Below are 21,076 nucleotides of genomic sequence, written 5' to 3' on the forward strand. Positions count from 1 at the left end.
CTTGGAGCGTTGTGGGAGCGGTCTCAGGTGAATAGATTGGCAGGAGCGGTCGAATTCGTCCGCAGCGCGAGAATATGTCTCGCGCGAGTCAAGGAGGCACTCATGGTCATGTCCAGGCGTAGAGCTCTGCTCGCATCGCTCGCGATTCCGACTGTTCTGGGGATAGCGCTTGTCGGATGCGCTGAATCCACTGGCGGTGGAGGCGGCGGCGACGGAACCAAGACTGTCCGTATTTCGGGTGGCATCACAGGCACTGAGGCAGACGACCTCAACGCCACGTTCACACAGTTCACCAAGGACACTGGCATCAAGGTCGAGTACACGGGTGACAAGTCCTTCGAGGGCAACATCGTCACCAAGGTGACCGGTGGCGACGCCCCTGACATCGCGATCGTTCCGCAGCCGGGCTTGCTGAAGACTCTCGTTGACACGGGCAAGGTCCTCGAGGCACCTGACGGTGTGGCGACAGCTGTTGATGCGAACTGGTCCAAGGACTGGAAGAGCTACGGCACGTTCGATGACAAGTTCTACGCGGCGCCCATGCTCGCGAACCTCAAGGGCTACGTCTGGTACTCGCCGGCGAAATTTGCAGAGTGGGGCGTTGAAGTTCCCAAGACCTGGGACGACCTGCTGACGCTCACCGACACGATCCAGCAGAAGTCCGGAGCGGCACCGTGGTGTGCTGGCTTCGCATCGGGTGACGCCTCGGGATGGCCGGGAACTGACTGGATCGAGGACCTCGTGCTTCGCCAGTCCGGACCGGATGTCTACGACCAGTGGATCGCGAATGACGTCAAGTTCACGGATCCTGCGATCAAGGATGCCTTCGACGCAGTCGGCTCCATCCTGCTCAACCCGGCCTATGTCAACGCCGGATTCGGCGACGTCAAGAGCATCAACTCGACGGCATTCGCTGACGTTGCGGCAAAGGTGGCAGACGGCACGTGCGCGCTTACGCACCAGGCGTCCTTCCTGTCGGCGAACTTCCTCGATGTGAAGAACGCCGCTGGCGAGGTGCCCACGGTCGCCCCCGATGGTGACGTGTACGCGTTCATCCTCCCGGGAATGACCGATGGTCAACTGCAGGTCGAGGGTGGTGGCGAGTTCGTCGCCGGGTTCTCCGACGATGCCTCGACCGTCAAGGTGCTCGAGTACATGGCATCGCCGGAATTCGCCGATGCGCGCGTGAAGCTCGGTGGAGTCATCTCCGCTAACCAGAAGGCTGACCCGTCACTGGCGTCGAGCGAGTTCCTGCAGGAAGCCATGACAATCATGCAGGACAAGTCGACGGTCTTCCGTTTCGACGCGTCCGACCTGATGCCGTCGACTGTCGGTTCTGGATCGTTCTGGAAGGGCATGGTCGACTGGGTCGATGGAAAGCCGACCGACCAGGTACTTTCCGATATCCAGGCAGGCTACGAGAACTAAACGCGGACAGATCTGATCTGATCGCTGCTTGACGACCGGAGCGGGGCCGGGCTACGCGCCCGACCCCGCTCCGCGCTATCGTCAAGTGAGTCCGATGCCGTACTCAGAAGGGGTTTCCATGTCGCAAGCGACCGCCGAGAGTGTTGTAGCCGCCGAGCAACAAGCGGTGAATGTGCATGGCGGCGATCCGAAGGGTCGCATGATCACGCGTACCGTCGTGATCATCGGGTTCGTGCTCGTCGCCGCACTGATTTTTGCGCTCATCTTCAGTGCCCCGGTCGAGGATCCTGCGCGGATCACGATCGGTTTCTCGCTGAACAGCTTCCTCGTCTGGATGGGCGGGCTGCATCCGCTCGTGCAGATACCGATCGTCCTGGCGGCCTTCGGGGTCGTGGTGGTGATCATTCTCGTGCTCATCGAGTACGCGCCTCGTTCGGGGCGGCGCTACTTCGTGATGCGCTTGGTCGCTTGCCTTTTGGTGCCGGCACTCGCGTTCTTGCTACTACGCCCCTACTCGAACGCGGTGTTCTACGTTGTGGCGATCTCGCTGCTCGTTGGCGCGCTGCTGTTCTTCGCCGACTACCGGTCTCGCCAGGCGCGGGGTATCTGTTCCAGCTGACGTTGTTCTTGGCTCCGGCGGCGACGATGCTCGTGATCGGGCTGATCTATCCTGCGGTCTCCACGTTCGTAAAGTCGTTCTTCGACAAGACCGGGGCGGAGTTCGTCGGCCTGGAGAACTACTTCTGGGTGTTCACGAACCCGACTGGCGCCGCATCCGTCATCAACACGCTGATCTGGGCATTGCTGGCTCCGACGATCTCCGTCGGAGTCGGACTCGCGTATGCCGTGTTCATCGACAAGGCGCGTGGCGAGAAAATCCTTAAGGTCCTCGTGTTCATGCCCGTCGCGATCTCGTTCGTCGGCGCGGGCATCATCTGGAAGTTCATGTACGACTACCGTCAGGGCGACCAGCTCGGGCTCCTGAACGCGATCGTCACCATGTTCGGCGGCGACCCCGTGAACTGGCTCGCAGTGAAGCCCCTGATCAACACGATCATGCTGTTGATCGTGTTCATCTGGACACAGACCGGCTTCGCGATGGTCATCCTTTCTGCGGCTATCAAGGCTGTCCCGATCGAGCAGATTGAGGCCGCAGAGCTAGACGGAACCAATGCGTGGCAGCGATTCACCAACGTCACGGTTCCGGGCATCCGAACTTCTTTGATCGTCGTTCTCACCACAATCACAATTGCTTCGCTGAAGGTCTACGACATCGTCGCAGTGATGACCGGAGGCCGCGACGACACCACCGTGCTCGGCTTTGAGATGGTTAATCAGCAACAGCGCTTCCAGAGCTACGGGCACTCGTCCGCGCTTGCGGTCGTGTTGTTTATCTTCGTGCTGCCGCTGATCATCTACAACGCCCGATCGATGCGCAAGCAGAGGGAGATCCGCTGATGAGTGCCACCCCAGTCGCCGTCGTCACAGAGACGCGCACGAAGCGGCAAGTTGAGCGTGACACCCGCCGCAATGAGGCCATCGCTCACAAGAAGTTGACGTCGAAGGGCGCGACGATCGCAGCAGTGATCATCGCGATCTTCTGGACGATCCCGACGTTCGGTCTGTTCGTCACCTCGTTCCGACCCGGGGCGGACACGCAGTCGACCGGTTGGTGGACAGTGTTCACCAACCCTGAGTTCACACTCGACAACTATGCGGAGGCGCTCACAGCGGGCGGAACATCGACGACCCTGGCCTCAGCGTTCATCAACTCGTTGGCGATCACCATCCCGGCGACGGTCTTCCCGATCGTGTTGGCGTCGATGGCGGCATACGCCTTCGCATGGATCGACTTCAAGGGTCGAAGCATGCTCTTCATCTTCGTCTTCGCGTTGCAGATCGTTCCGCTGCAGATGGCGCTCGTGCCCCTGCTGAGCCTGTTCTCTGAGGGGCTGACGGTCAATGATGTGATGATCTTCCCCGGATTCGGCCTCAACGATGTGAGCTACAGCTTCGCGCGAGTGTGGATCGCCCACGCAATCTTCGCGTTGCCGTTGGCCACGTTCATGCTCCACAACTTCATCGCCGAGATTCCCGGTGAAATCGTGGAGGCTGCTCGTGTCGACGGTGCCGGTCACGGACAGGTGTTCTTCCGGATCATCCTGCCGCTGGCAATGCCCGCGATCGCGTCGTTCGGAATCTTCCAGTTTCTCTGGGTATGGAACGACCTGCTCGTGGCAACGATCTTCGCGTCGCCCGGCGCGCTGCCGATCACTCAGGCATTGAACTCCCTGTCCGGTACGTGGGGGAACCGCTGGTTCCTGCAATCGGCCGGAACGTTCATCTCGATCATCGTTCCGCTCATCGTGTTCTTCGCCCTGCAGCGGTTCTTTGTCCGAGGCCTCCTGGCGGGTGCAACAAAGGGTTGACTCGTCGGTAACACGGCATCGGCCGCCCGTAGGCTTGATTCATGAATTACGCCGAACACATCGCTGACCTGGTCGGCGACACTCCGCTTGTGAAACTGCAACACGTCACAGCGGGAGTGGTGTGCACGGTGCTCGTAAAACTCGAGTACCTCAACCCGGGCGGATCATCGAAAGACCGGATCGCGAAGCGCATCATCGATGCGGCAGAGGCATCTGGTCAGCTGAAGCCCGGGGGTACGATCGTCGAGCCGACGAGCGGCAACACCGGCGTTGGTCTTGCCCTTGTCGCCCAGCAACGCGGGTACAAGTGCGTGTTCGTGCTGCCTGACAAAGTCGGCGAAGACAAGATCGACGTGTTGCGCGCCTACGGGGCCGAGATCGTCATGACGCCGACATCGGTTCTGCCTGAAAGTGCGGAGTCGTATTACAGCGTCAGCGACCGTCTCGTGAAGGAGATCCCCGGGGCATTCAAGCCGAACCAGTACGACAACCCGAACGGTCCGCTCAGCCACTACGAGACCACCGGGCCAGAGATCTGGCGTGACACCGAGGGAAAAATCACCCACTTCGTCGCGGGTGTTGGCACAGGGGGCACGATCAGCGGCACCGGACGGTACCTGCGAGAGGTGTCCGATAACCGGGTCCGCATCGTCGGCGTGGACCCTGAGGGCAGTGTCTATAGCGGCGGCACGGGGCGGCCCTATCTCGTCGAAGGCGTGGGCGAAGACATCTGGCCAGGCTCTTACGACCCGCGCGTCCCGCACGAGATCGTCGCGGTCGATGACGCCGAGTCCTTTCGGATGACACGGCGCCTCGCCCGCGAAGAGGGAATCCTCGTCGGCGGCTCCAGCGGGATGGCTGTGGTCGGCGCACTCCGCGTGGCGGCGACTCTGCCAGCGGATGCCGTGATGGTGGTGCTTCTGCCCGACGGTGGACGCGGCTACCTCTCGAAAATCTTCAACGACTCCTGGATGCGCTCCTACGGCTTCAGCGACGTTGAGGCGGGGGAGACGGTCGCCGATGTGCTGGCGGCGCGCGCCTTGACGGCTGACCGTAAGATTCCTGATCTCGTGCACGCGCACCCGAGCGACACCGTGCTGGAGGCAATCAGCATGATGACCGAGTACGCGGTGTCGCAGCTCGTCGTGCTGAGCGCTGAACCGCCGGTGATGATGGGTGAGGTGCTCGGCGCCGTCGACGAGAAAGGTCTGCTCGATCTGCTGTTTCGCGGGGATGCGAAACCGAGTGATGCTGTCGGCGCTCATGTCGGCGAGCAACTGCCGCTCATCGGTATTCACGCCACTATCGATCAGGCGCGCACGGCGCTTGCCGAAGCTGACGCGCTGGTGGTCACAGAGGGCGGCAAACCGCACACCGTGCTTACCCGTCAAGACTTGCTCGCCTACCTCTCCCGTTAAGAACACTGACTCGAGAACGCTGACTCGAGAAGGCTGACCCGAGGACGCTGACCCGAGCACGCGGACGCGGGGCGTAACAGGCGCGACTTCGGCAGGGGAGACAGACGTAGGCTGGGGGCATGTCTGACCACGCTTTCGCCACCCGAGCCATTCACGCAGGACAAGAGCCCGACGCGCGGACGGGTGCGATCATCCCGCCGATCTACCTCGCGTCCACTCACGTGCAGGACGGTGTCGGTGGCTTCCGCGAAGGCTACGAATACAACCGTGCGGGCAACCCCACTCGCACCGCACTCCAGACGCAGCTTGCTGCCCTCGAAGGCGGCGTGAGCGCGCTCTCGTTCGCGTCGGGCCTTGCGGCCGAAGACGCGCTGCTGCGTGGCATCCTTCGCCGGGCGACCACGTGCTTCTTGGCAACGATGTCTACGGCGGCACCTACCGCCTGCTGACGAAGGTGCTCGCACCGTGGGGTGTCGAGACCACCACGGTCGAGCTCGGCGATGCGGATGCCGTGCGCGGGGCCCTCCGCCCCGAGACGAAGATCGTCTGGCTGGAGACGCCGAGTAATCCGCTGCTGAAGATCGTCGACATCGCGGCGACCGTCGAGCTCGCGCACGCTGCCGGCGCCATCGTCGTGGTCGATAACACCTTTGCATCACCGGCGTTGCAGCAACCCCTCGCGTTCGGCGCCGATCTTGTCGTGCACTCGACCACGAAGTACCTCGGCGGACACTCTGATGTGCTCGGCGGCGCGGTCGTATTTGCCGATGACCGATTCTACGAGCAGGTGAAGTTCCAGCAGTTCGCGGTCGGGGCAGTGTCTGCACCGCTCGACGGCTGGCTCACCACACGCGGCATCAAGACGCTCGCGGTACGGATGCGCCAGCACACCCAGAACGCGCAGGCCATCGCTGAATGGGCTGAGGCTCGTCCTGAGTTCGAGACCGTCTTTTATCCCGGGCTCGCCTCGCACCCCGGCCACGAGATCGCCGCGCGTCAGATGAGTGGATTCGGTGGGATGCTGTCGCTCGCGCTCGCCGGTGGTGCCGATGCGGCACGCGCCTTCGCGGAGTCGACCAAGGTGTTCCAGCTCGCCGAATCGCTCGGCGGCGTCGAATCGCTTATCGGCTACCCCTCGGAGATGACGCACGCGTCGGTGAAGGGCACCGAACTCGCCGTTCCGGAGAACGTGATTCGTCTCTCGGTCGGCATCGAGGATGTCTCCGACCTGATCGCCGATCTCGAACAGGGTCTCGCCAGCATCGCCCGCTGAGCGCAGGCCAGCGGAGGTCGCGCGGCGCTAGCATTGAGGGATCTTGAACGATTCATCCGAGCCTGACGTCCCCACGCCCGAATCCGATCGCACTTCCGACCTTGATCGCACCTCTGATCTTGAACGGACCTCTGATCTTGAACGGACACAGACCGGCAGCATCCGTGCCATCACCGGCACATTTCGCACCAGCACGCCCACCGCGGCGATCCGCACGCTCGGAGCGAATCCTGCGACGGCACCGATCATGTTGCACCCCGGCGACGCGATTTCGACCGGTCGCCGCACGCTCTACATCATCCTGCTCGGAGCGCTGACAGCGCTCGGGCCGTTCACGATCGACCTGTACCTGCCCGCTTTCCCTGTGCTGGAAGCAGACTTCAACACCACGCGACGGCGATTCAGCTCACGCTCACCGGCACCATGATCGGTTTCGCGGTCGGCCAGCTTGTCGTGGGGCCGCTCAGCGACAAGATCGGCCGGCGGATGCCGCTCATCGTCGTCACCGCTCTGCATGTGCTCGCAAGCATCGCTGCGGCGGTCGTCCCGGATCTCCTCCTTCTCAGCGCCGCACGCGTGCTGATGGGAATCGGAGCAGCCGCGGGCGGCGTTGTGGCCATGGCCATCGTCCGCGACCTGTTCGGTGGTCGTCGTCTTGTGGTGATGCTCTCGCGCCTCGCGCTGATTTCGGGTGTTGCTCCAGTCGTCGCGCCGCTGATCGGATCGGCGCTGCTCGAAGTCATGGAATGGCGCGGCATCTTCATCGTGCTCGCCTGCTACGGCGCGGTCATGTTCGTCTCAACCATCGTGTTCATCCCGGAGACACTGCCGAAGGCCCGTCGTCAGGACCAAGCCACGACAACCGTGTGGCAGCGCTACAAGAGCGTGCTCAGCGACAGAGTCTTTCTCGGCGTGCTGGTCATCGGTGGGATGACGTTTTCTGGCTTGTTCTCGTATCTTTCCGCCTCCCCTTTCTTGTTCCAGCAGCTGCATGGATTGAACGCGCAGCAGTACGGGCTGCTGTTCGCTGCGAACTCGCTCGGTCTCGTCATCGGCGTGCAGGCTGCGTCACGGCTCGCTGCGCGATTTGGGCCCCAATGGGTGCTGGCGTTTTCGACCGGGATGCTGTTGGTGGCAGGGTCCGCGATCATCGTCACCGATCAGATGGGGCTGGGCCTTTGGGGCACCGTCATCCCCCTGTTCGTGTTCATGACCGCCTGCGGTTTCACGTTCCCATGCATGCAGGTGCTCGCCCTTGACCGGCACGGGAAGGCAGCCGGGACTGCGGCGTCGATCCTCGGCGCAAGCAACAATGGCGTGGCCGCGATCATCTCTCCGGTGGTCGGGCTGATCTCGGCCGGCGCTGGGATCACAGCGACGACGATGGCCGTGGTGATGGTGGGTTGTTCGGTCGTCGCGATCCTTGCGCTCTGGCTGATCGTTCGCCCGCGCACCGTGGCGATGCTGACTCCCTGATCCGGCTGATCCGGCCGATCCGCCGATCAGCCGATCAGCGTGAGCAGCAGGCGCGAGGGGTCGGATGCCTCGACCTCATGGAGCACCTTCGGAGCGATGTAGAAAACTGCTCCAGGCAGCAGAATATGCTCAGCGTCTTCGATGCGCAGCAGCACTCGTCCGGCCACCACCTGGATGAGCAGCGGCACGGGAGCAGAGTGCTCTTTCATCACCACGCCCGCATCGAACGCGAGGTGTCGCAGCTTGAAACCGGGCCCATCCAGAAGCTTGTCCGGGGTGACTCGTCCCTCCCGGAAAGGGTTCTGGGCGGCAAGCTCATCGATGCCAGCGGCGATGAGTTGGCTGTGTTCACTGATCACGGCGACTCCGTTCCCGCAGCCTTCGGCCGCGTCATCTGAATCATACGGCGGGAATACAGGCACAATGAGTGGATGACGAGACAAGCGCTGATGTGGTGGGGCCTCGGGGCCCTGGTGCTCGCCGTCGTGCTCGGCGCGACGATTTCCGGTGTCTTCGGATTCGACGCGACAGCACTAGATATCTGGTGGAACGAAGTGATGGGACAGGTGCGCTCGGCGTTCTTGGTCGGTTTCGCGTACGTTCTCAACTTCATCGGTGGCGGATGGGTTGCGACGTTCGCTATTCCGCTGGCGATTGCGGCAATACTGCTGATTCTGAGGCGCTGGCGTGCCGCGCTCTTCGCACTGCTCGCGTTCATCGTCAGTGCGGGAATCGTGCAACTTCTGAAGCACCTCTTCGGACGCGCTCGTCCGGGGGAGATGCTCGTGCTTTCTGATTACGGTTCGTTCCCCTCGGGCCATACGGCAAATGCGGCGACCATTGCTGCGGTCGTTTGCCTGCTGCTTCCTCGCGTGTGGACCGTGCTTGTCGGTGTGGCGTGGGTGCTGGCGATGGGTTTCTCCCGCACGCTGCTGTCGGTGCACTGGCTGAGCGACACGATCGGCGGTGCGCTCGCTGGCATCGCCACCGTACTTCTGCTCGCAGCGCTGCTGCTGCCTTGGCTGCACCTACGGCCGAAGCCCGCTGAGCCCTTGGCTGCGCTGGATTGATGTGCGGTATCCGGCCCTACCGCCCTGCTGATCGCTCGGCGCTTTTCGACATCTGCGTGCGCACAGCGGATGCCGGCGCAGACGCGAGGGGACTGTTCAGTGATGATGACCTGTGGGGTCTGCTGTTCGCGGTTCCTTATGCCGAACGGCATCCGGATCTCGCCTGGGTGGTCGAGGCGGACGACGGTCGGGTGGTCGGATACATCGTCGCCACCGACGACACGGATGCTTTCGAACAGTGGTTCCGCGATGAATGGTGGCCGCAGTTCGTCGAGCGCTTTCCTCGGCCGACTCTGCCGGATTCGCGCGAAGAGAAGATGATCGACTACGCCTACGGAAGAGGCCGCGACGGCGAGCCGAACGCGGGGGAGTATCCCGCGCACCTGCATATTGATCTGCTCCCAGAGACTCAAGGACAGGGGCTCGGTCGTCGGCTGATTGAAACTCTCTTCGCCGAGCTCAAGCACCGTGGAGTGCGGGGCCTGCATCTCGGGATGGATCCCGCGAACATCGGCGCTGCCGCATTTTATGAACGCCTGGGAATGGAACGGCTCCCGACAGCTGACGGCGGGAAGAGCTACGGCGTGACGTTCGGCGTAAACGACTGAAGGCCCCGCATAGCGAGGCCTTCGATCTTTGGCGGTGACGGAGGGATTCGAACCCTCGGTTGCTTGCACAACACACGCTTTCCAAGCGTGCTCCTTCGGCCGCTCGGACACGTCACCAGGGAACAACCTGTCCATCCTATCCGATTGGGCGCGCACCCCAAGCCACTCGAGTGACGGGCCAGCGAGGGGCGGCTCTAGAGTGGAGACACTCGAAATCGTTGAGGGGAGTCGGCGTGACGGAAAGCCACACACGTCGTCGGTGGGCGCTGCAGATGCAGCAGCCGCTGCCCTCTGCGACGCTGTTCGATCGGATCGCGTTCTTGGCGGGCGCTGCAGCAGCGCTGTGGCTCGCCGCCATTATCGCCATCCAGGGAGTGCGCACGCCCTGGGCGCTGTTCTGGTTCATTCCGGTGTGGGCGATTCTCGCTTACCTCATCCTGCCGCGGCTGCACCGGATGCTCTCTGACCTCTATGTTCCCGACTACTTCTTCGGACGCACTCGAACCGCTGACGGGCTGCTCGGTGACCCGGTCAATCTTGCTGTCGACGGCTCGGCCGCACAGCTCGACCAGGTGATGACAGTGGCTGGTTGGCACCGTGCCGATGAAATCACCGCCGCGTCGACGTGGCGGATCATCACGTCCACATTGACCCGCCGAAGCTACCCGACTGCTCCGGTATCGCCGCTCATGCTCTTCGGCCGGCGGCACGATATCGCGTACCAGCAGGAAGTCGCGGGCAACCCGAAACAGCGTCATCATGTGCGGTTCTGGCACTGCCCGCCAGGATGGCTCCTCCCCGGCGGAGCGAAGGTCGGCTGGCTGGGGGCTGGCACCTATGACACGGACGTAGGAATTTCGTTCTTCACCCTGCAGGTCACCCATCGGATTGATCAGAATACCGACGTTGAACGTGACTACGTCGTCGCATCAACGCAGGGCGCGAACCCCGAGGTCTCAGTGCGCATACTGCGCGATTTCACCACTGGATATCACTCCCGCAACGGCGGTGGGGATCAGTTCATCACCGACGGTGACCTGCCGATTATCGACTTGTTGAACGTGTCCGATGACGGTACCCAGCAGACCCTGGCGACTGAGGCCGCGCGGTCGTCGACATCGGTGGCAGCCCGTGCCCCACTGTCGACCATCGTTGCGGTGGCGATCGTCGCTCTCGTTGCCGCAATCCAGCTGATCGACGTATTTGGTGATGGTGAGGTGTGGCAGGTTCTGCGCACTCAAGGCTCAGAGGGCGTGATCGCGATCATCGTCGTGCTGGGCATCTATGCGGCGATGGTGCTGGCTCAGCTACTGATGGCCGTGCAGGTGCTTCGGCGGGGGAGGCGCGCGAGAGCAGTACTGATGGCGCTTTTGGTCATCAGCATCCTGTTGATGGCGATCGACTATCTGGATGGCACGGCCGTACTGGGCCTGGATTGGACTCTGCTGACCGCCTCGGTGCAATGCATCGCGCTTCTCGCGCTTTCCAGCGAATCTTCGGGTGCGTGGGCGCGACGCAAACGTCGGCACGCTGAGCCGGAAGCCGTTGAGGCGCGTAAAATCGCAGGATGGCCACCCCCAAGATCGTTCTCTTTTACGCGTTCGCGCCACTCGCTGACCCCGAGGCGATCAAGCTGTGGCAGCGTGACCTGGGTGAGGCGCTCGGCCTTCGCGGGCGCCTGATCATCTCGAAGGATGGCGTCAACGGCACCCTCGGCGGAGACCTGCCCGCGCTGAAGAAATGGCTGCGCTCGTTTCGCGCATACCCCGCGTTCAAGGATGCCGACATCAAATGGAGCGAAGGCACAGGCCTCGACGACGAGGGCCGCAGCCTCGACTTCCCGAAGCTCAGCGTCAAGGTGCGCGAGGAGATCGTCTCGTTCGGTGCTCCGGGGGAGCTGAAGGTCGATGAGAACGGTGTGATCGGCGGCGGCACCCGACTGAGCCCGGATGAGCTCCACGAACTCGTCCAGTCACGAGACGACGTCGTGTTCTTCGATGGGCGCAATGCCCTGGAAGCGGAGATCGGCCGCTTTCGAGGTGCGGTGGTGCCTGACACCGAGACCACGCGTGACTTCGTGGAACTGCTGGACTCCGGCGCGTACGACGATCTGAAGGGCAAGCCCGTCGTCACCTACTGCACCGGCGGCATTCGCTGCGAAGTGTTGTCGAGTCTGATGAGTGCACGCGGTTTCGGGGAGGTATATCAACTCGACGGTGGCATTGTTCGTTACGGGGAACGCTTCGGTGACGATGGGCTCTGGGATGGCTCGCTGTACGTGTTCGACAAGCGTGGCTCGGTCGACTTCAGTGATCACACCGCCGTGATCGGCGAGTGCGTCGGATGCGGTGCGCACACCAACCGGACCGCAAACTGTCCTGACTCCTCGTGCCGACGCCAGTTCGTCGTCTGCGAGAACTGCGATGCCGTGCCGTGCGAGGTCCACGCGGCGGCATCCGTCGACTGACCAGCGCCGCACCTGTCGAGCGCAACGCCTACGACCGGGCGGGTGCACGCAATGTGTCGACGGCGAGCAGCGATCGCGGCAGGAAAAGCGCGGCCACGCGCGTCCGGGCATCGACACTGTGGCGAAGGTTTACGCTCACGCGAGCGAGGGCCCGCGACAGATCACCTGACTGTTCGGCGGAACGTGCGTAGCTCGCGTGCTCGATCGCGCTGACCAGAACGTGCACCGCCGCGACATCCGCTCCCCGCTCACGAAGTTCCGCGCCGCGAACGCGTGGAGTATCTGCCTCTGACACCGGCAGACCCAGATCGATCATGGTGGCTTGCAGCTCACGCCATGCGCTCGCCGCATCACCACCGTGCGCTCGTGCGCGGCGCCGCATCCGCAGCGCCGTCCGCGTCAACGCCGGAAGCAGCACGACGAGAAGCAAGCCGAGTGTCACAAGCGCCACTGGCGTGGGATCGAGTCGTTGCAGCTCACCATCCGCGGTGGATGAGTCGTTCTGGTTTCGGTCGAGCTCCGGTGCGGTCGTCGCTTCTGCCGACGGTGCCGCACTCGGCGCAGTATCAGTCGGTCCGGAAACCGATCCGCCAGCCGTGGCCTCTGATTGAAATTCGGTCGGTACGCCCAGAGAGACGGTCGGCTCGAACGGCACCCAGCCAATGCCCTCGAATCGCACTTCTGGCCAGGCATGCAGCTGGTCGCTGCTGACGACATAAATGAAGTCGTCCCCGCGCTTCTCGTCTGACAGTCGCCCTGGAAGGTAGCCGACCACGATCCGTGCCGGCATGTCGAGGGACTGCGCCATCAGCGCGAAGGCGCCGGCGAAGTGGATGCAGTATCCCGTTCGCGCGTCAAGGAACGCGGCCACCGCCTCAGCTCCGGTGCCGTCGAAGCCTCCTTCCACTGGGGCATCCAACGAATAGCTGAATTGGGCGCGGAACCAATCCTGCATAGCGATAAGACGGTCGTAGTCGTTCTCCGCGCCAGCGGTCACCTCAAGAGCAGTCGCCGCGATGACCGGGGGAAGTTCGTCGTTGACACGTGCATCAGCGGCCAGCAACACGGCGTCGGCGGCCCTGATCTGCTCCAGCGTCGGCTCCACGGTCGAGGCGGTGACGGTGTAGTCCTCGCCCCGTGCCTCCTGTGATTCCGAAACAACAGTGCGATTGAGGGGCATCACATCCCATGCTGTCGCGGCGCCAACGATCTTCGTCGCGGGGTAGGGCACCGGCAGCCGTGAACTGGAGATGCCGTTGACGCGGATAGAGGTGCGTCGATCGATCGTGGCGATGTCTTGCGACCAGTCTGCTTCTCCGAAGCCGTCCGCCAACGGCTGCACGTCGCCTTCATCGGGCTGCCAGACTCGTCCGTCGAAACGCGAAAGCGTCGCGATCCGCAGATACGGAGCCGCCTTCTCGCTGGTCGCCAATGTGATGACATCGAATGGCGCCGGTCGCCGAAGATCGTCACCGAGCCGGAGTGAAGGGTTGAGCGCGACGCTGCCGCTCGCGCCGATCCAGGTAGCGGAGACCGGCAGCGCGGGTGTAACCACGAGCGCGACGACGATCGCCGCCGCGCCGATCCCGACCGCAACGACCGGCGATGTCCGGCGCGGTGTGCGTCGATCATGACGGATGCTGTGCCGCAAAAGGAACGGCGCCAGCACGGCCAGCATCACGAACCAGGGGATGTTCGCCTCTCCCAGCGTGACGATCATCGGTAATGCCCCGACTGCGGCGACGAGGAGAACGGCGAGCAGCGTGACGCGAACCGCGATGAGCTGATCAAGCAGGATGGAGACCACCGCGAACCCGATGCCAAGCATGGCGCTCAGCGCCAGTGTGGCGTCGAGTGGGGCAGTACCGGACTGCACCTGTAAAAATGCGTCGGCAGCGAGAGAGGTGAGTGAACTAATCGTCGTACCGGTGGGGATGATGCCGAGGAAGGCGCCCTGCGGCAGAACGACAAGCGTGAGCGTGCACATCGCGGCGAGTACTTGGATGAGCAGCGGCCACAAACCGCGAAGGACCCGACTTACTCGTGACAGTCGCGCGAATATCCCGCTGACCGCGACTACGATGACGACGCCCAAGCAGGCAAGCGACCAGCTTCCCGCAGCGATAACCGACGTGTACGGCCACAGCGCAACAAAGCTGGCGCAAGCGGTGAGTAATCCTGCGGCCAGAGTGCGCCCTCGTCGCTCATCGGCCCCGTCTGCCCACGCAGTGTCATTCGTTGACGCATCCCCGCGCCGTTCATCAGACGACATGGCCACCGCCGGTCGCCATTCTCGAGGGCAGTGCGTCTTCCCAGGCGGACGCGACGTCGTCGGTGAGTTGCGCGGAGGACCAGCCAAGGGCAGCGGCGGCATCCACTGCGCCGGGCAGAGGGTCGGTTACGAGCATGATGGGGGCTGTGGCCCCACCGTGCCGCAGCAGTGCGGCATCGTCCTCTTCTAGCTGACCAGTGATCAGCACGAGCGGTCCCGGCGGAGTGCCGTCAAACAGAGTGACGATGTCGCGTCCCTCGCCCTGCGGAGCCACCAGCGCCAGTGCGACCAACAGGTTGTCGCGATCGTCTTCGTGGCCGCGGAGTGCGCCGAGTACAGTACCTGCGGAATCGAGCACATCGACGCTGTAACCCTCGTTCACCAGGTGCAGTGCGATTGAGGCGCAGGCCGAAACAGCGGTCTCGAAGGTCGGGTCAGCGTGATCAGTGATTCGATCCCACCGGCGTGCGGTGCGATCGAGCACGACGAGTGCGTCCGGGCTGGACTCCTCTTCCTCTTGCCGCACCATCAGATCGCCCCGGTGTGCTGTGGCGCGCCAGTGGATGCGCCGCATCGAGTCGCCGGATACATATCGACGCGGCGACAGGTTGTCGCTGCCCTGACCGAGCCGGGTTGACGAGGTGTGGGCGGTGCCGCCAGCAGCACCGACGTTGCTGCTCAGGGGAGCGAGCGGTACGACCTCGGGAACGACGGTGACCGTGCGCGTCTCGCCGAACTCCTGCTCGCGCTGGGCGAATCCGAAGGGGTCGATAGTGCGCAATCTCAGCGGCCCGATGGCCCAGACTCCACGCCGCACCCCGGTGATCTCGTAGCGGAGGCGCGTGCCGTTCTCGGTGGGGAACTCGCCGCTCGCCTCGCCAGCCACTGCTGAGGGAAGCCGGTCGTGCCAGATGCCGTTGGGGATGCGCAGCGCCCGCAGATCGAAGCGCACATCGACCTGCGATTCTTCGCCGACTGTCAGCAGATCAGTGGAGATTCGCCTCGTCACTGCGCCGCTGCGCCGAGGAACCTGAACGACAATCACCGCAAGGATGACGAGCAGGAACAGCAGCATCGCGACGTAAAGCATGATCGGTGCTGCCATCAGATTCGCCGCGATCACGCACGCCACCCCCGCCAACAGCGCGGCTGCGCCACGGTAGGTGAGAAAGCGACGGCGACGCATGATCGGTGTCGTCAGGTTCTTGCGACGAGTGGAACGCGTACGCGCTCCACGATCTGGCTCAGCGCCGTCTCCACGGGCTGTGTTCCGGCGCGGTGCACGCCACGTGCGGGAAGCAGCCGATGGGCGAAAACAGGTATGAGCAGTGCGGTCAGGTCATCCGGAATCACGAATTCCCGGCCATCCAGAGCCGCCCATACTTTCGCTGCCCGCACGAGCTGCAGCGTCGCGCGGGGGCTAGCGCCCAGGTGCAGGTTCGGATCAGTGCGGGTGGCTTGAGAAAGGGCCACAGCGTATTCCTCGATCGCGGGGGAAACGTGTACAGCACGAGCCCAGCCGATCATCCGGGCGATTGCCGCGGCATCTGCCACCGGAGTGATCGCTGCGAGCGGGTTCACGCTGTCGCGTTGACGAAGCATGAGGGCTTCGGCTGCGGCATCCGGGTACCCCATCGAAATGCGCATCATGAAGCGATCCCGCTGCGCTTCGGGGAGCGCGTACGTGCCCTCCATCTCGAGAGGGTTCTGGGTCGCAACGACGAGGAATGGGTTCGGCAACGGATGGGTGTGACCGTCGACGGTGACCTGGCCCTCTTCCATCGCCTCTAACAGTGCCGATTGCGTCTTCGGGGAAGAGCGGTTGATTTCGTCGGCGATGACGATCTGGGCGAACACCGCGCCACGCTTGAACTCGAACTCGCGATCGATCGGGTTGTACACCGAGACGCCGGTGACGTCGCTGGGGAGGAGGTCAGGGGTGAACTGGATGCGGCGGACCGTGGCATCCACACTGCCGGCCAGTGCGCGAGCGAGCATCGTCTTTCCGACCCCTGGAACGTCCTCGATGAGGAGGTGTCCTTCGGCGAGCAGACACACCAGCGCGTTGCGCACGGCATCCGGTTTGCCATCGATCACTTCGCCGATCGATGCCAGGATGGCGGAGGTCTGCGCGGCGAACTGCTCGGCCGTAATCTCGGGCTTGGTGTGCTTCATGCGCTGCCTTTCGCCCTCCGTTGGGTGTTATTCGATCGTAACCTGCGAGCAGGTGCTCCGGGCTGGAACGTTCAGGCGCTGTAGCCGATGTCAGCCCCAGATTCGTGCGCGCGGCTCGGTCGGATGAATGTGGCTCTGCGTACTTCGCGCGACACGGAGCAGGGCCGCTCCTTCGAAGCCGCGAAGCTCGTGGAGTGTGCAGCGTCCGACCGCTCGACCCCAGTGTTCACTGAATTGCTCGGCATCCGCGCGTCGGCGACCGATCATGCGGGGGACCGGGAGGAGTGTCCTACCGGGGGAGAGTCGATCGGCGAGCTGTGCCATCGATCCGAATCCTCGTGTTGCTCCACGGTCGATGCGCAACAGAAACCGCGGATTCTGAACCGGTGAAAAGAGCTCCTGCAACGCATCTGCGATGCATCGTCGATCGGCTTCGCTTCCAGCGAGCTCAATGCGGATCCCCCCGGCGTCCCCCGTCTCGTTGTGGACAGTGATCGCGCTCTCGTCGAAAGGGCCGATCTTTCGCGATTCATACAGGGTTCGCGCGATCGCGACGGCCGCGGCACGGTAGGTTTCCGCCGGCCGAGTGTGGCTACGCAGGGCGCGAGTCCACACCGGAACGGCCGAGATCGCCGCGATGGCCAGGCCGCCCGCGGCCGCGACGCCGAAGCCCGCAACGGGCATGATCTCGATGATGCCCCATTCGCTCAGCATCATGGTGAGCGTGCCTATTCCGAGGGTGCCGAAGCCGAACCGGGTTATCGCGCCGGTGGCGATTGCCGGGGCAGTGCGGAACAGCGGTGCGGTGCGTTGAGTGCGCCGCACCGATACGACATCCCGTTCGCCGGACACGTAGGGCAGCCCGATCCGCCAATCTATGCGCGTCTGCGCTCTGGTGGGTAGCCAGGACTCGGTGATCCGATTGATTTCGTCAATGGTGGCCGTCGGGTCTTTGCCCAGCACCCGGTCCAAGGCGGTCTCGGCTGCGGCCGGCAGCGCGTTTCCGAGGCCGGAGATGATGAGGGCATCATCGTCGGCGCTCAACCCCCATAGGTAGCTGTGCTTTCGGCGCAGGCGACGCGGTTCCGCAGCGTCATCGAGCGCGACGTCGGCGGGGATGAGACAGGCAACCGACCAATTGTGTGCAACTTTTTCTGGCCAGGCCGGATCAAGCCGGAGGGTTCTGCCGCGCAGCTGCTGGGTGGCGGATGACGTCGCAACTGCGGTCAAGTCGATGAGCGTATTTACTGCGGGGCAATCCCATCCCTCTCCGAGCAGGCCGCGAGTGCCGACCAGTAGACGAACGCGGCCCCGGCTGATCAGCTCAGACACCGCCGCAACGACCCGGCCGCTTCCCACGCCGGGCACTCGAAGCTCACGGGTGGGGCCGTAATCGTCGGTGATTTCGACAGCCGTGCCGAGCAGATCAGTCAATGCCGTTGCGATCGCGCCGCGTCGGCGTCGCGCACGCGCAAATGCTGTGCAGTGACGAGGACCGGGGCTAACCGTGCGGTCAGCTGGTCGCGTGCGAGCAGGTCGAAGACGCGCAGAGCGCCGGCCGCGTCATCCCCGGATTGCCCGCGATGGTTGCCGTGCACCACGAAATCGGTCACGACCACTGCGCGGATGCGGTTGGCATCGGGACCCGCGAGTTCCCTGTGCAGGATCTCGACGGCCGAATGGTCTTTTGCCGCTGAGAACGCAAGCGTTGTCTCCACCGGGTTTCGACCGCGCCGGATACCGCGATCGGTGAGGTGGTACCCGAAGTCCGCGAGAGACCGGCGCACGTACTCCCACTGCTTCTGCGCGTCGGGATCGGAGAGCAGCCGAGTGTGCGCGAAGCGCGAGAGCACGGTGAGGAGGTCATCGGTGCTGCATCGGTCGAAGAGCGTCGTCGGAAGGGCAGCGACGAGGGGGTGCTGCGGGGCGACCTCGCGCAACACCACGGCACAGGAGCGGGTGAGGGGGAAATCTTCGGCGAGGGCTCGGTCAAGTTGGACGAGTGGATCCTCGTCCTCCCCGCTGGCGGGCAGCAACTGGGATTCCAGGTATGAGAGTCCGTCCGGTGTGGAGAGCACCTGGAACATCAGCTCGTACAGCAGCCCCTCATGGTGCCGGATAAACCCCGCTTCCGCAGGGGTGGGCTCGGTGAACCAGACATGGTCTCGGTACGGTGCGAGGTGCCCTTCCTTCACGACGGCGGGAGTGGGGACTTCATAGTCCACTTTGCCGAGGAGCTGGTCGTAGTTCTCGAACTCGGTCTCATCGTCCGGCGAGGGCAAGGTCGCGGTGAGTCCGATCAGTAGGCCTGTGCCGCCGCGCTCGCGAATTCGCCCAGCGAGGTACGCCACAACTAACGCCCAATGATCAAGCAGGTGATGGCACTCGTCCAGCACGATCGTCTCGATGCCGGCTTCGACGATCGCATCCATCAACTCGACGGCATTCTGATGCAGGACACGCGCGAGGTCATCGGGATGCTGTCTGGTAAATCTGCTCCGCAGGCGACTCACGCGCGTCGGATGCCCTTACGGAACCTCGCCGCATTGTCGACCGCCAATTCGGCGAGCCATGTTTCTGCATTCACCTCACTGCGTCCTGAGGCGATCAGCTCGTCGACCCAGCTGGCGCGTGCGAGATCCTCAAATGGGGAGCCATCGCCGGTAACGCTCAGCAGTTGATAGGTGAGTACCGTGACGTCGGCGAGGCGTGCAGGGTCGGCTGAGACGGAGGAAGGATCGGGAGCGATTTCGCGTGCAGCCCGCAGCCACTGGTGCCGGATGGTTGTTGTTGGGACGAGCACCAGCGTGCGATGTCCCTCGCGTGCGGCGAGCAGCAGACCCAGCAGAGTCTTGCCGGATCCCGGCGGGGCGACGACGTGCAGCGGTTCGCCGCCGGAAGTGGGAAGCTGCGCGAGAACTTCGGCCTGATAGGTCCGCAACGTTCCAGTGAAGTGCCAGGAGGTCAACGGCGCAGTATCAATGGGCAGATCACCACTGGGCAGATTCATGTGCCCCCTGTCGCATCGGAATCAGTCTTCAGAGCCTATCCGGCGTCGGTTCTTCCTTCCGTCGCAGGCCGGGTAGACTGTTCGAGGCTCTCCGCGTGGCAGCATCCAGGCCAATTCCCCCAGGACGGAAACGTAGCAAGGGTAACCGGGCTCTGCTGGGTGCGCGGAGGGTCTTTTCTTTGCCCGGATTCGGGCCGACCATCCAGCCTGGCCTGCGAGGATCGTGGTGTGAGCACTTCCGTTGCCCCTGATCGTTCGAGCGCTTTTGTGCGCTTCGCGTCGCCGGTAGCGCTCCTCGCCCTGATGTGGGCGATCCAGCTTCTGGACGCCATCCTGCCCGGCTCGTTCACCGGATTTGGCCTGCGCTCTTGGGATCTGGGGAGTCTGCAGGGGCTCGTGCTCGGTCCGCTCTTGCATTCCGGCTGGCCGCACCTCATCGGAAATACCCTGCCTTTCCTCGTGCTCGGATGCCTCGTCGCCGTCGAAGGCGCAGGTCGATTCTGGCTCGTGACGGCGGCTACGGCGCTCGTCGGCGGTGCGGGTACCTGGCTTCTCAATACTCCCGGAACCCTCACGGTCGGTGCATCCGTTCTTGTGTTCGGCTACTTCGCGTACATCGTCGTGCGGGTGTTCTCTCCGCAGCCGATCGCGCATCGCGTCGCCTACGCGCTGATCGCCTTCATCGTGATCGTGTTGTACGGCGGCTCAGTGTTCACGGGTATTTTCGGCGCGAGCGCGGGCGTCTCTTGGCAGGCGCACGTATTCGGTGCGATCGGCGGTGCGATCGCCGCGCTGACAGGCCTGCGTCAACGCAAAGATCGCCCGGCGTGAGCACCACCCGTACCCGCCGCACGCGGAAGAGCCGACGCCGCACACGTTCCGCATGGCCCGCCATCCTGATATTGGGCACGCTGACCCTTACCGTTCTGCTTGCCGTGCTCGTACCGCTCGCGGCGTCGCGCGACCCTCTCGCGCTCTGCGTCGACGAACCTGCCTCATTTCCTGCGTCGGGCATCGCTGGTTGGAAGGGCGACCAGCTGGAAAACGCTGCCACCATCATGCGCACGGCGACCGTGCAGGGATTCGACCACGACGGGCAGGTCATCGGCGTCATGGCAGCCATGGGTGAAAGCACACTGCACAACATTGGCTACGGCGACTGGGAGACCTCGGGGGTAGAAAACCCCGATGGCTCCCGCACCACGAGCATCGGGCTGTTTCAGCAACAGGAATGGTGGGGGAGCGTCGAGACCAGGATGGATCCGGCGAGTGCCGCCGCGCTCTTCTACGAGCGCCTCGGGCGGCTCACCGGCTGGCAGGATATGACGCCGTCGCACGCGATCCACGACGTGCAGATCAACACCGACAGCGAGCACTACGCAAGATTCGAGGACGACGCGACGACGATCGTCGACGCGCTCTCCGGGCCGTGCCCGGCCTGAGCTGACCC

General features: G+C 63.7%; 18 protein-coding genes, 1 tRNA gene, 1 other RNA gene and 2 pseudogenes. 14 read left to right on the top strand and 8 right to left on the bottom strand.

The window, feature by feature from the left end:
• The first annotated feature begins 102 nt into the window (after positions 1–102).
• The 7 genes and pseudogenes from DC31_RS08005 to DC31_RS08030 all read left to right on the top strand — a co-directional run bounded on the left by DC31_RS08005 (position 103) and on the right by DC31_RS08030 (position 8,024).
• Positions 103–1,428, top strand: a complete 1,326-nt coding sequence (locus DC31_RS08005; protein ID WP_036278756.1) for an ABC transporter substrate-binding protein — start codon at positions 103–105, stop codon at positions 1,426–1,428.
• Positions 1,429–1,546: 118 nt separating this feature from the next.
• The gene (locus DC31_RS19350; RefSeq protein ID WP_235201396.1) at positions 1,547–2,047 is read left to right on the top strand and encodes a hypothetical protein; all 501 of its coding nucleotides are present in this window, start codon (positions 1,547–1,549) and stop codon (positions 2,045–2,047) included.
• Positions 2,048–2,049: 2 nt separating this feature from the next.
• Positions 2,050–2,886 (top strand): carbohydrate ABC transporter permease, encoded by an 837-nt coding sequence (locus DC31_RS19355; protein WP_235201397.1) that lies wholly within the window; start codon positions 2,050–2,052, stop codon positions 2,884–2,886.
• Positions 2,886–3,857, top strand: a complete 972-nt coding sequence (locus DC31_RS08015; RefSeq protein ID WP_036278758.1) for a carbohydrate ABC transporter permease — start codon at positions 2,886–2,888, stop codon at positions 3,855–3,857. The genes DC31_RS19355 and DC31_RS08015 overlap by 1 nt, the downstream gene beginning before the upstream one ends.
• A gap of 41 nt (positions 3,858–3,898) precedes the next feature.
• The gene (locus DC31_RS08020; RefSeq protein WP_036278760.1) at positions 3,899–5,275 is read left to right on the top strand and encodes a cystathionine beta-synthase; all 1,377 of its coding nucleotides are present in this window, start codon (positions 3,899–3,901) and stop codon (positions 5,273–5,275) included.
• A 119-nt stretch (positions 5,276–5,394) separates the two neighbouring features.
• Positions 5,395–6,548, top strand: a pseudogene (locus DC31_RS08025) (cystathionine gamma-synthase).
• Positions 6,549–6,795: 247 nt separating this feature from the next.
• Positions 6,796–8,024: pseudogene (locus DC31_RS08030) on the top strand (multidrug effflux MFS transporter).
• A 26-nt stretch (positions 8,025–8,050) separates the two neighbouring features.
• Here DC31_RS08030 and DC31_RS16920 read toward each other — a convergent pair.
• Complete coding sequence (locus DC31_RS16920; RefSeq protein ID WP_051606596.1) at positions 8,051–8,383, bottom strand: cupin domain-containing protein; 333 nt, start codon at positions 8,381–8,383, stop codon at positions 8,051–8,053.
• A gap of 72 nt (positions 8,384–8,455) precedes the next feature.
• On the opposite strand from DC31_RS16920, the gene DC31_RS08040 reads away from it, so the two are divergent.
• Both DC31_RS08040 and DC31_RS08045 read left to right on the top strand, forming a co-directional pair.
• Positions 8,456–9,094 carry a phosphatase PAP2 family protein gene (locus DC31_RS08040; RefSeq protein ID WP_051606598.1) on the top strand — a complete coding sequence of 213 codons (639 nt, stop codon included), beginning with the start codon at positions 8,456–8,458 and terminating at the stop codon, positions 9,092–9,094.
• The gene (locus DC31_RS08045) at positions 9,094–9,702 is read left to right on the top strand and encodes a GNAT family N-acetyltransferase (RefSeq protein ID WP_036278763.1); all 609 of its coding nucleotides are present in this window, start codon (positions 9,094–9,096) and stop codon (positions 9,700–9,702) included. The genes DC31_RS08040 and DC31_RS08045 overlap by 1 nt, the downstream gene beginning before the upstream one ends.
• A 29-nt stretch (positions 9,703–9,731) precedes the next feature.
• Here DC31_RS08045 and DC31_RS08050 read toward each other — a convergent pair.
• Positions 9,732–9,819 (bottom strand) — tRNA-Ser (locus DC31_RS08050).
• Between the two features lie 116 nt (positions 9,820–9,935).
• Between DC31_RS08050 and DC31_RS18105 the strand changes: the two genes are divergently transcribed.
• Together DC31_RS18105 and trhO are read left to right on the top strand one after the other, a co-directional pair.
• Positions 9,936–11,384, top strand: a complete 1,449-nt coding sequence (locus tag DC31_RS18105; RefSeq protein WP_235201398.1) for an LssY C-terminal domain-containing protein — start codon at positions 9,936–9,938, stop codon at positions 11,382–11,384.
• Positions 11,270–12,169 (top strand): oxygen-dependent tRNA uridine(34) hydroxylase TrhO, encoded by a 900-nt coding sequence (trhO, locus tag DC31_RS08060; protein WP_036278929.1) that lies wholly within the window; start codon positions 11,270–11,272, stop codon positions 12,167–12,169. The genes DC31_RS18105 and trhO overlap by 115 nt, the downstream gene beginning before the upstream one ends.
• 28 nt (positions 12,170–12,197) lie before the next feature.
• On the opposite strand, the gene DC31_RS08065 is transcribed toward trhO, so the two are convergent.
• The 6 genes from DC31_RS08065 to DC31_RS08090 all read right to left on the bottom strand — a co-directional run bounded on the left by DC31_RS08065 (position 12,198) and on the right by DC31_RS08090 (position 19,626).
• Positions 12,198–14,441: a transglutaminase family protein gene (locus DC31_RS08065; RefSeq protein ID WP_051606602.1), complete on the bottom strand. Its 2,244-nt coding sequence runs from the start codon at positions 14,439–14,441 to the stop codon at positions 12,198–12,200.
• Entirely contained in the window at positions 14,431–15,627 is a 1,197-nt protein-coding gene (locus DC31_RS08070) for a DUF58 domain-containing protein (RefSeq protein WP_036278765.1), read from the bottom strand. The genes DC31_RS08065 and DC31_RS08070 overlap by 11 nt, the downstream gene beginning before the upstream one ends.
• A gap of 11 nt (positions 15,628–15,638) precedes the next feature.
• A complete protein-coding gene (locus DC31_RS08075) occupies positions 15,639–16,616 on the bottom strand; it encodes an AAA family ATPase (protein ID WP_036278767.1) in 978 nt (325 codons plus the stop codon).
• 90 nt (positions 16,617–16,706) lie between these two features.
• Complete coding sequence (locus tag DC31_RS08080; RefSeq protein WP_036278769.1) at positions 16,707–18,050, bottom strand: DEAD/DEAH box helicase family protein; 1,344 nt, start codon at positions 18,048–18,050, stop codon at positions 16,707–16,709.
• A complete protein-coding gene (locus tag DC31_RS08085; protein WP_152545372.1) occupies positions 18,047–19,129 on the bottom strand; it encodes a hypothetical protein in 1,083 nt (360 codons plus the stop codon). The genes DC31_RS08080 and DC31_RS08085 overlap by 4 nt, the downstream gene beginning before the upstream one ends.
• The gene (locus DC31_RS08090) at positions 19,126–19,626 is read right to left on the bottom strand and encodes a DEAD/DEAH box helicase (RefSeq protein ID WP_036278773.1); all 501 of its coding nucleotides are present in this window, start codon (positions 19,624–19,626) and stop codon (positions 19,126–19,128) included. The genes DC31_RS08085 and DC31_RS08090 overlap by 4 nt, the downstream gene beginning before the upstream one ends.
• A gap of 82 nt (positions 19,627–19,708) precedes the next feature.
• Here DC31_RS08090 and ffs point away from each other — a divergent pair.
• The 3 genes from ffs to DC31_RS08100 all read left to right on the top strand — a co-directional run bounded on the left by ffs (position 19,709) and on the right by DC31_RS08100 (position 21,068).
• An RNA gene (ffs, locus tag DC31_RS17590) (signal recognition particle sRNA small type) lies at positions 19,709–19,805 on the top strand.
• 49 nt (positions 19,806–19,854) lie between these two features.
• Positions 19,855–20,457, top strand: a complete 603-nt coding sequence (locus DC31_RS08095) for a rhomboid family intramembrane serine protease (protein ID WP_051606605.1) — start codon at positions 19,855–19,857, stop codon at positions 20,455–20,457.
• A complete protein-coding gene (locus DC31_RS08100; RefSeq protein WP_036278776.1) occupies positions 20,454–21,068 on the top strand; it encodes a hypothetical protein in 615 nt (204 codons plus the stop codon). The genes DC31_RS08095 and DC31_RS08100 overlap by 4 nt, the downstream gene beginning before the upstream one ends.
• Positions 21,069–21,076 lie beyond the last annotated feature (8 nt).

This window comes from Microbacterium sp. CH12i (genome assembly GCF_000685355.1).
Classification (GTDB): domain Bacteria; phylum Actinomycetota; class Actinomycetes; order Actinomycetales; family Microbacteriaceae; genus Microbacterium.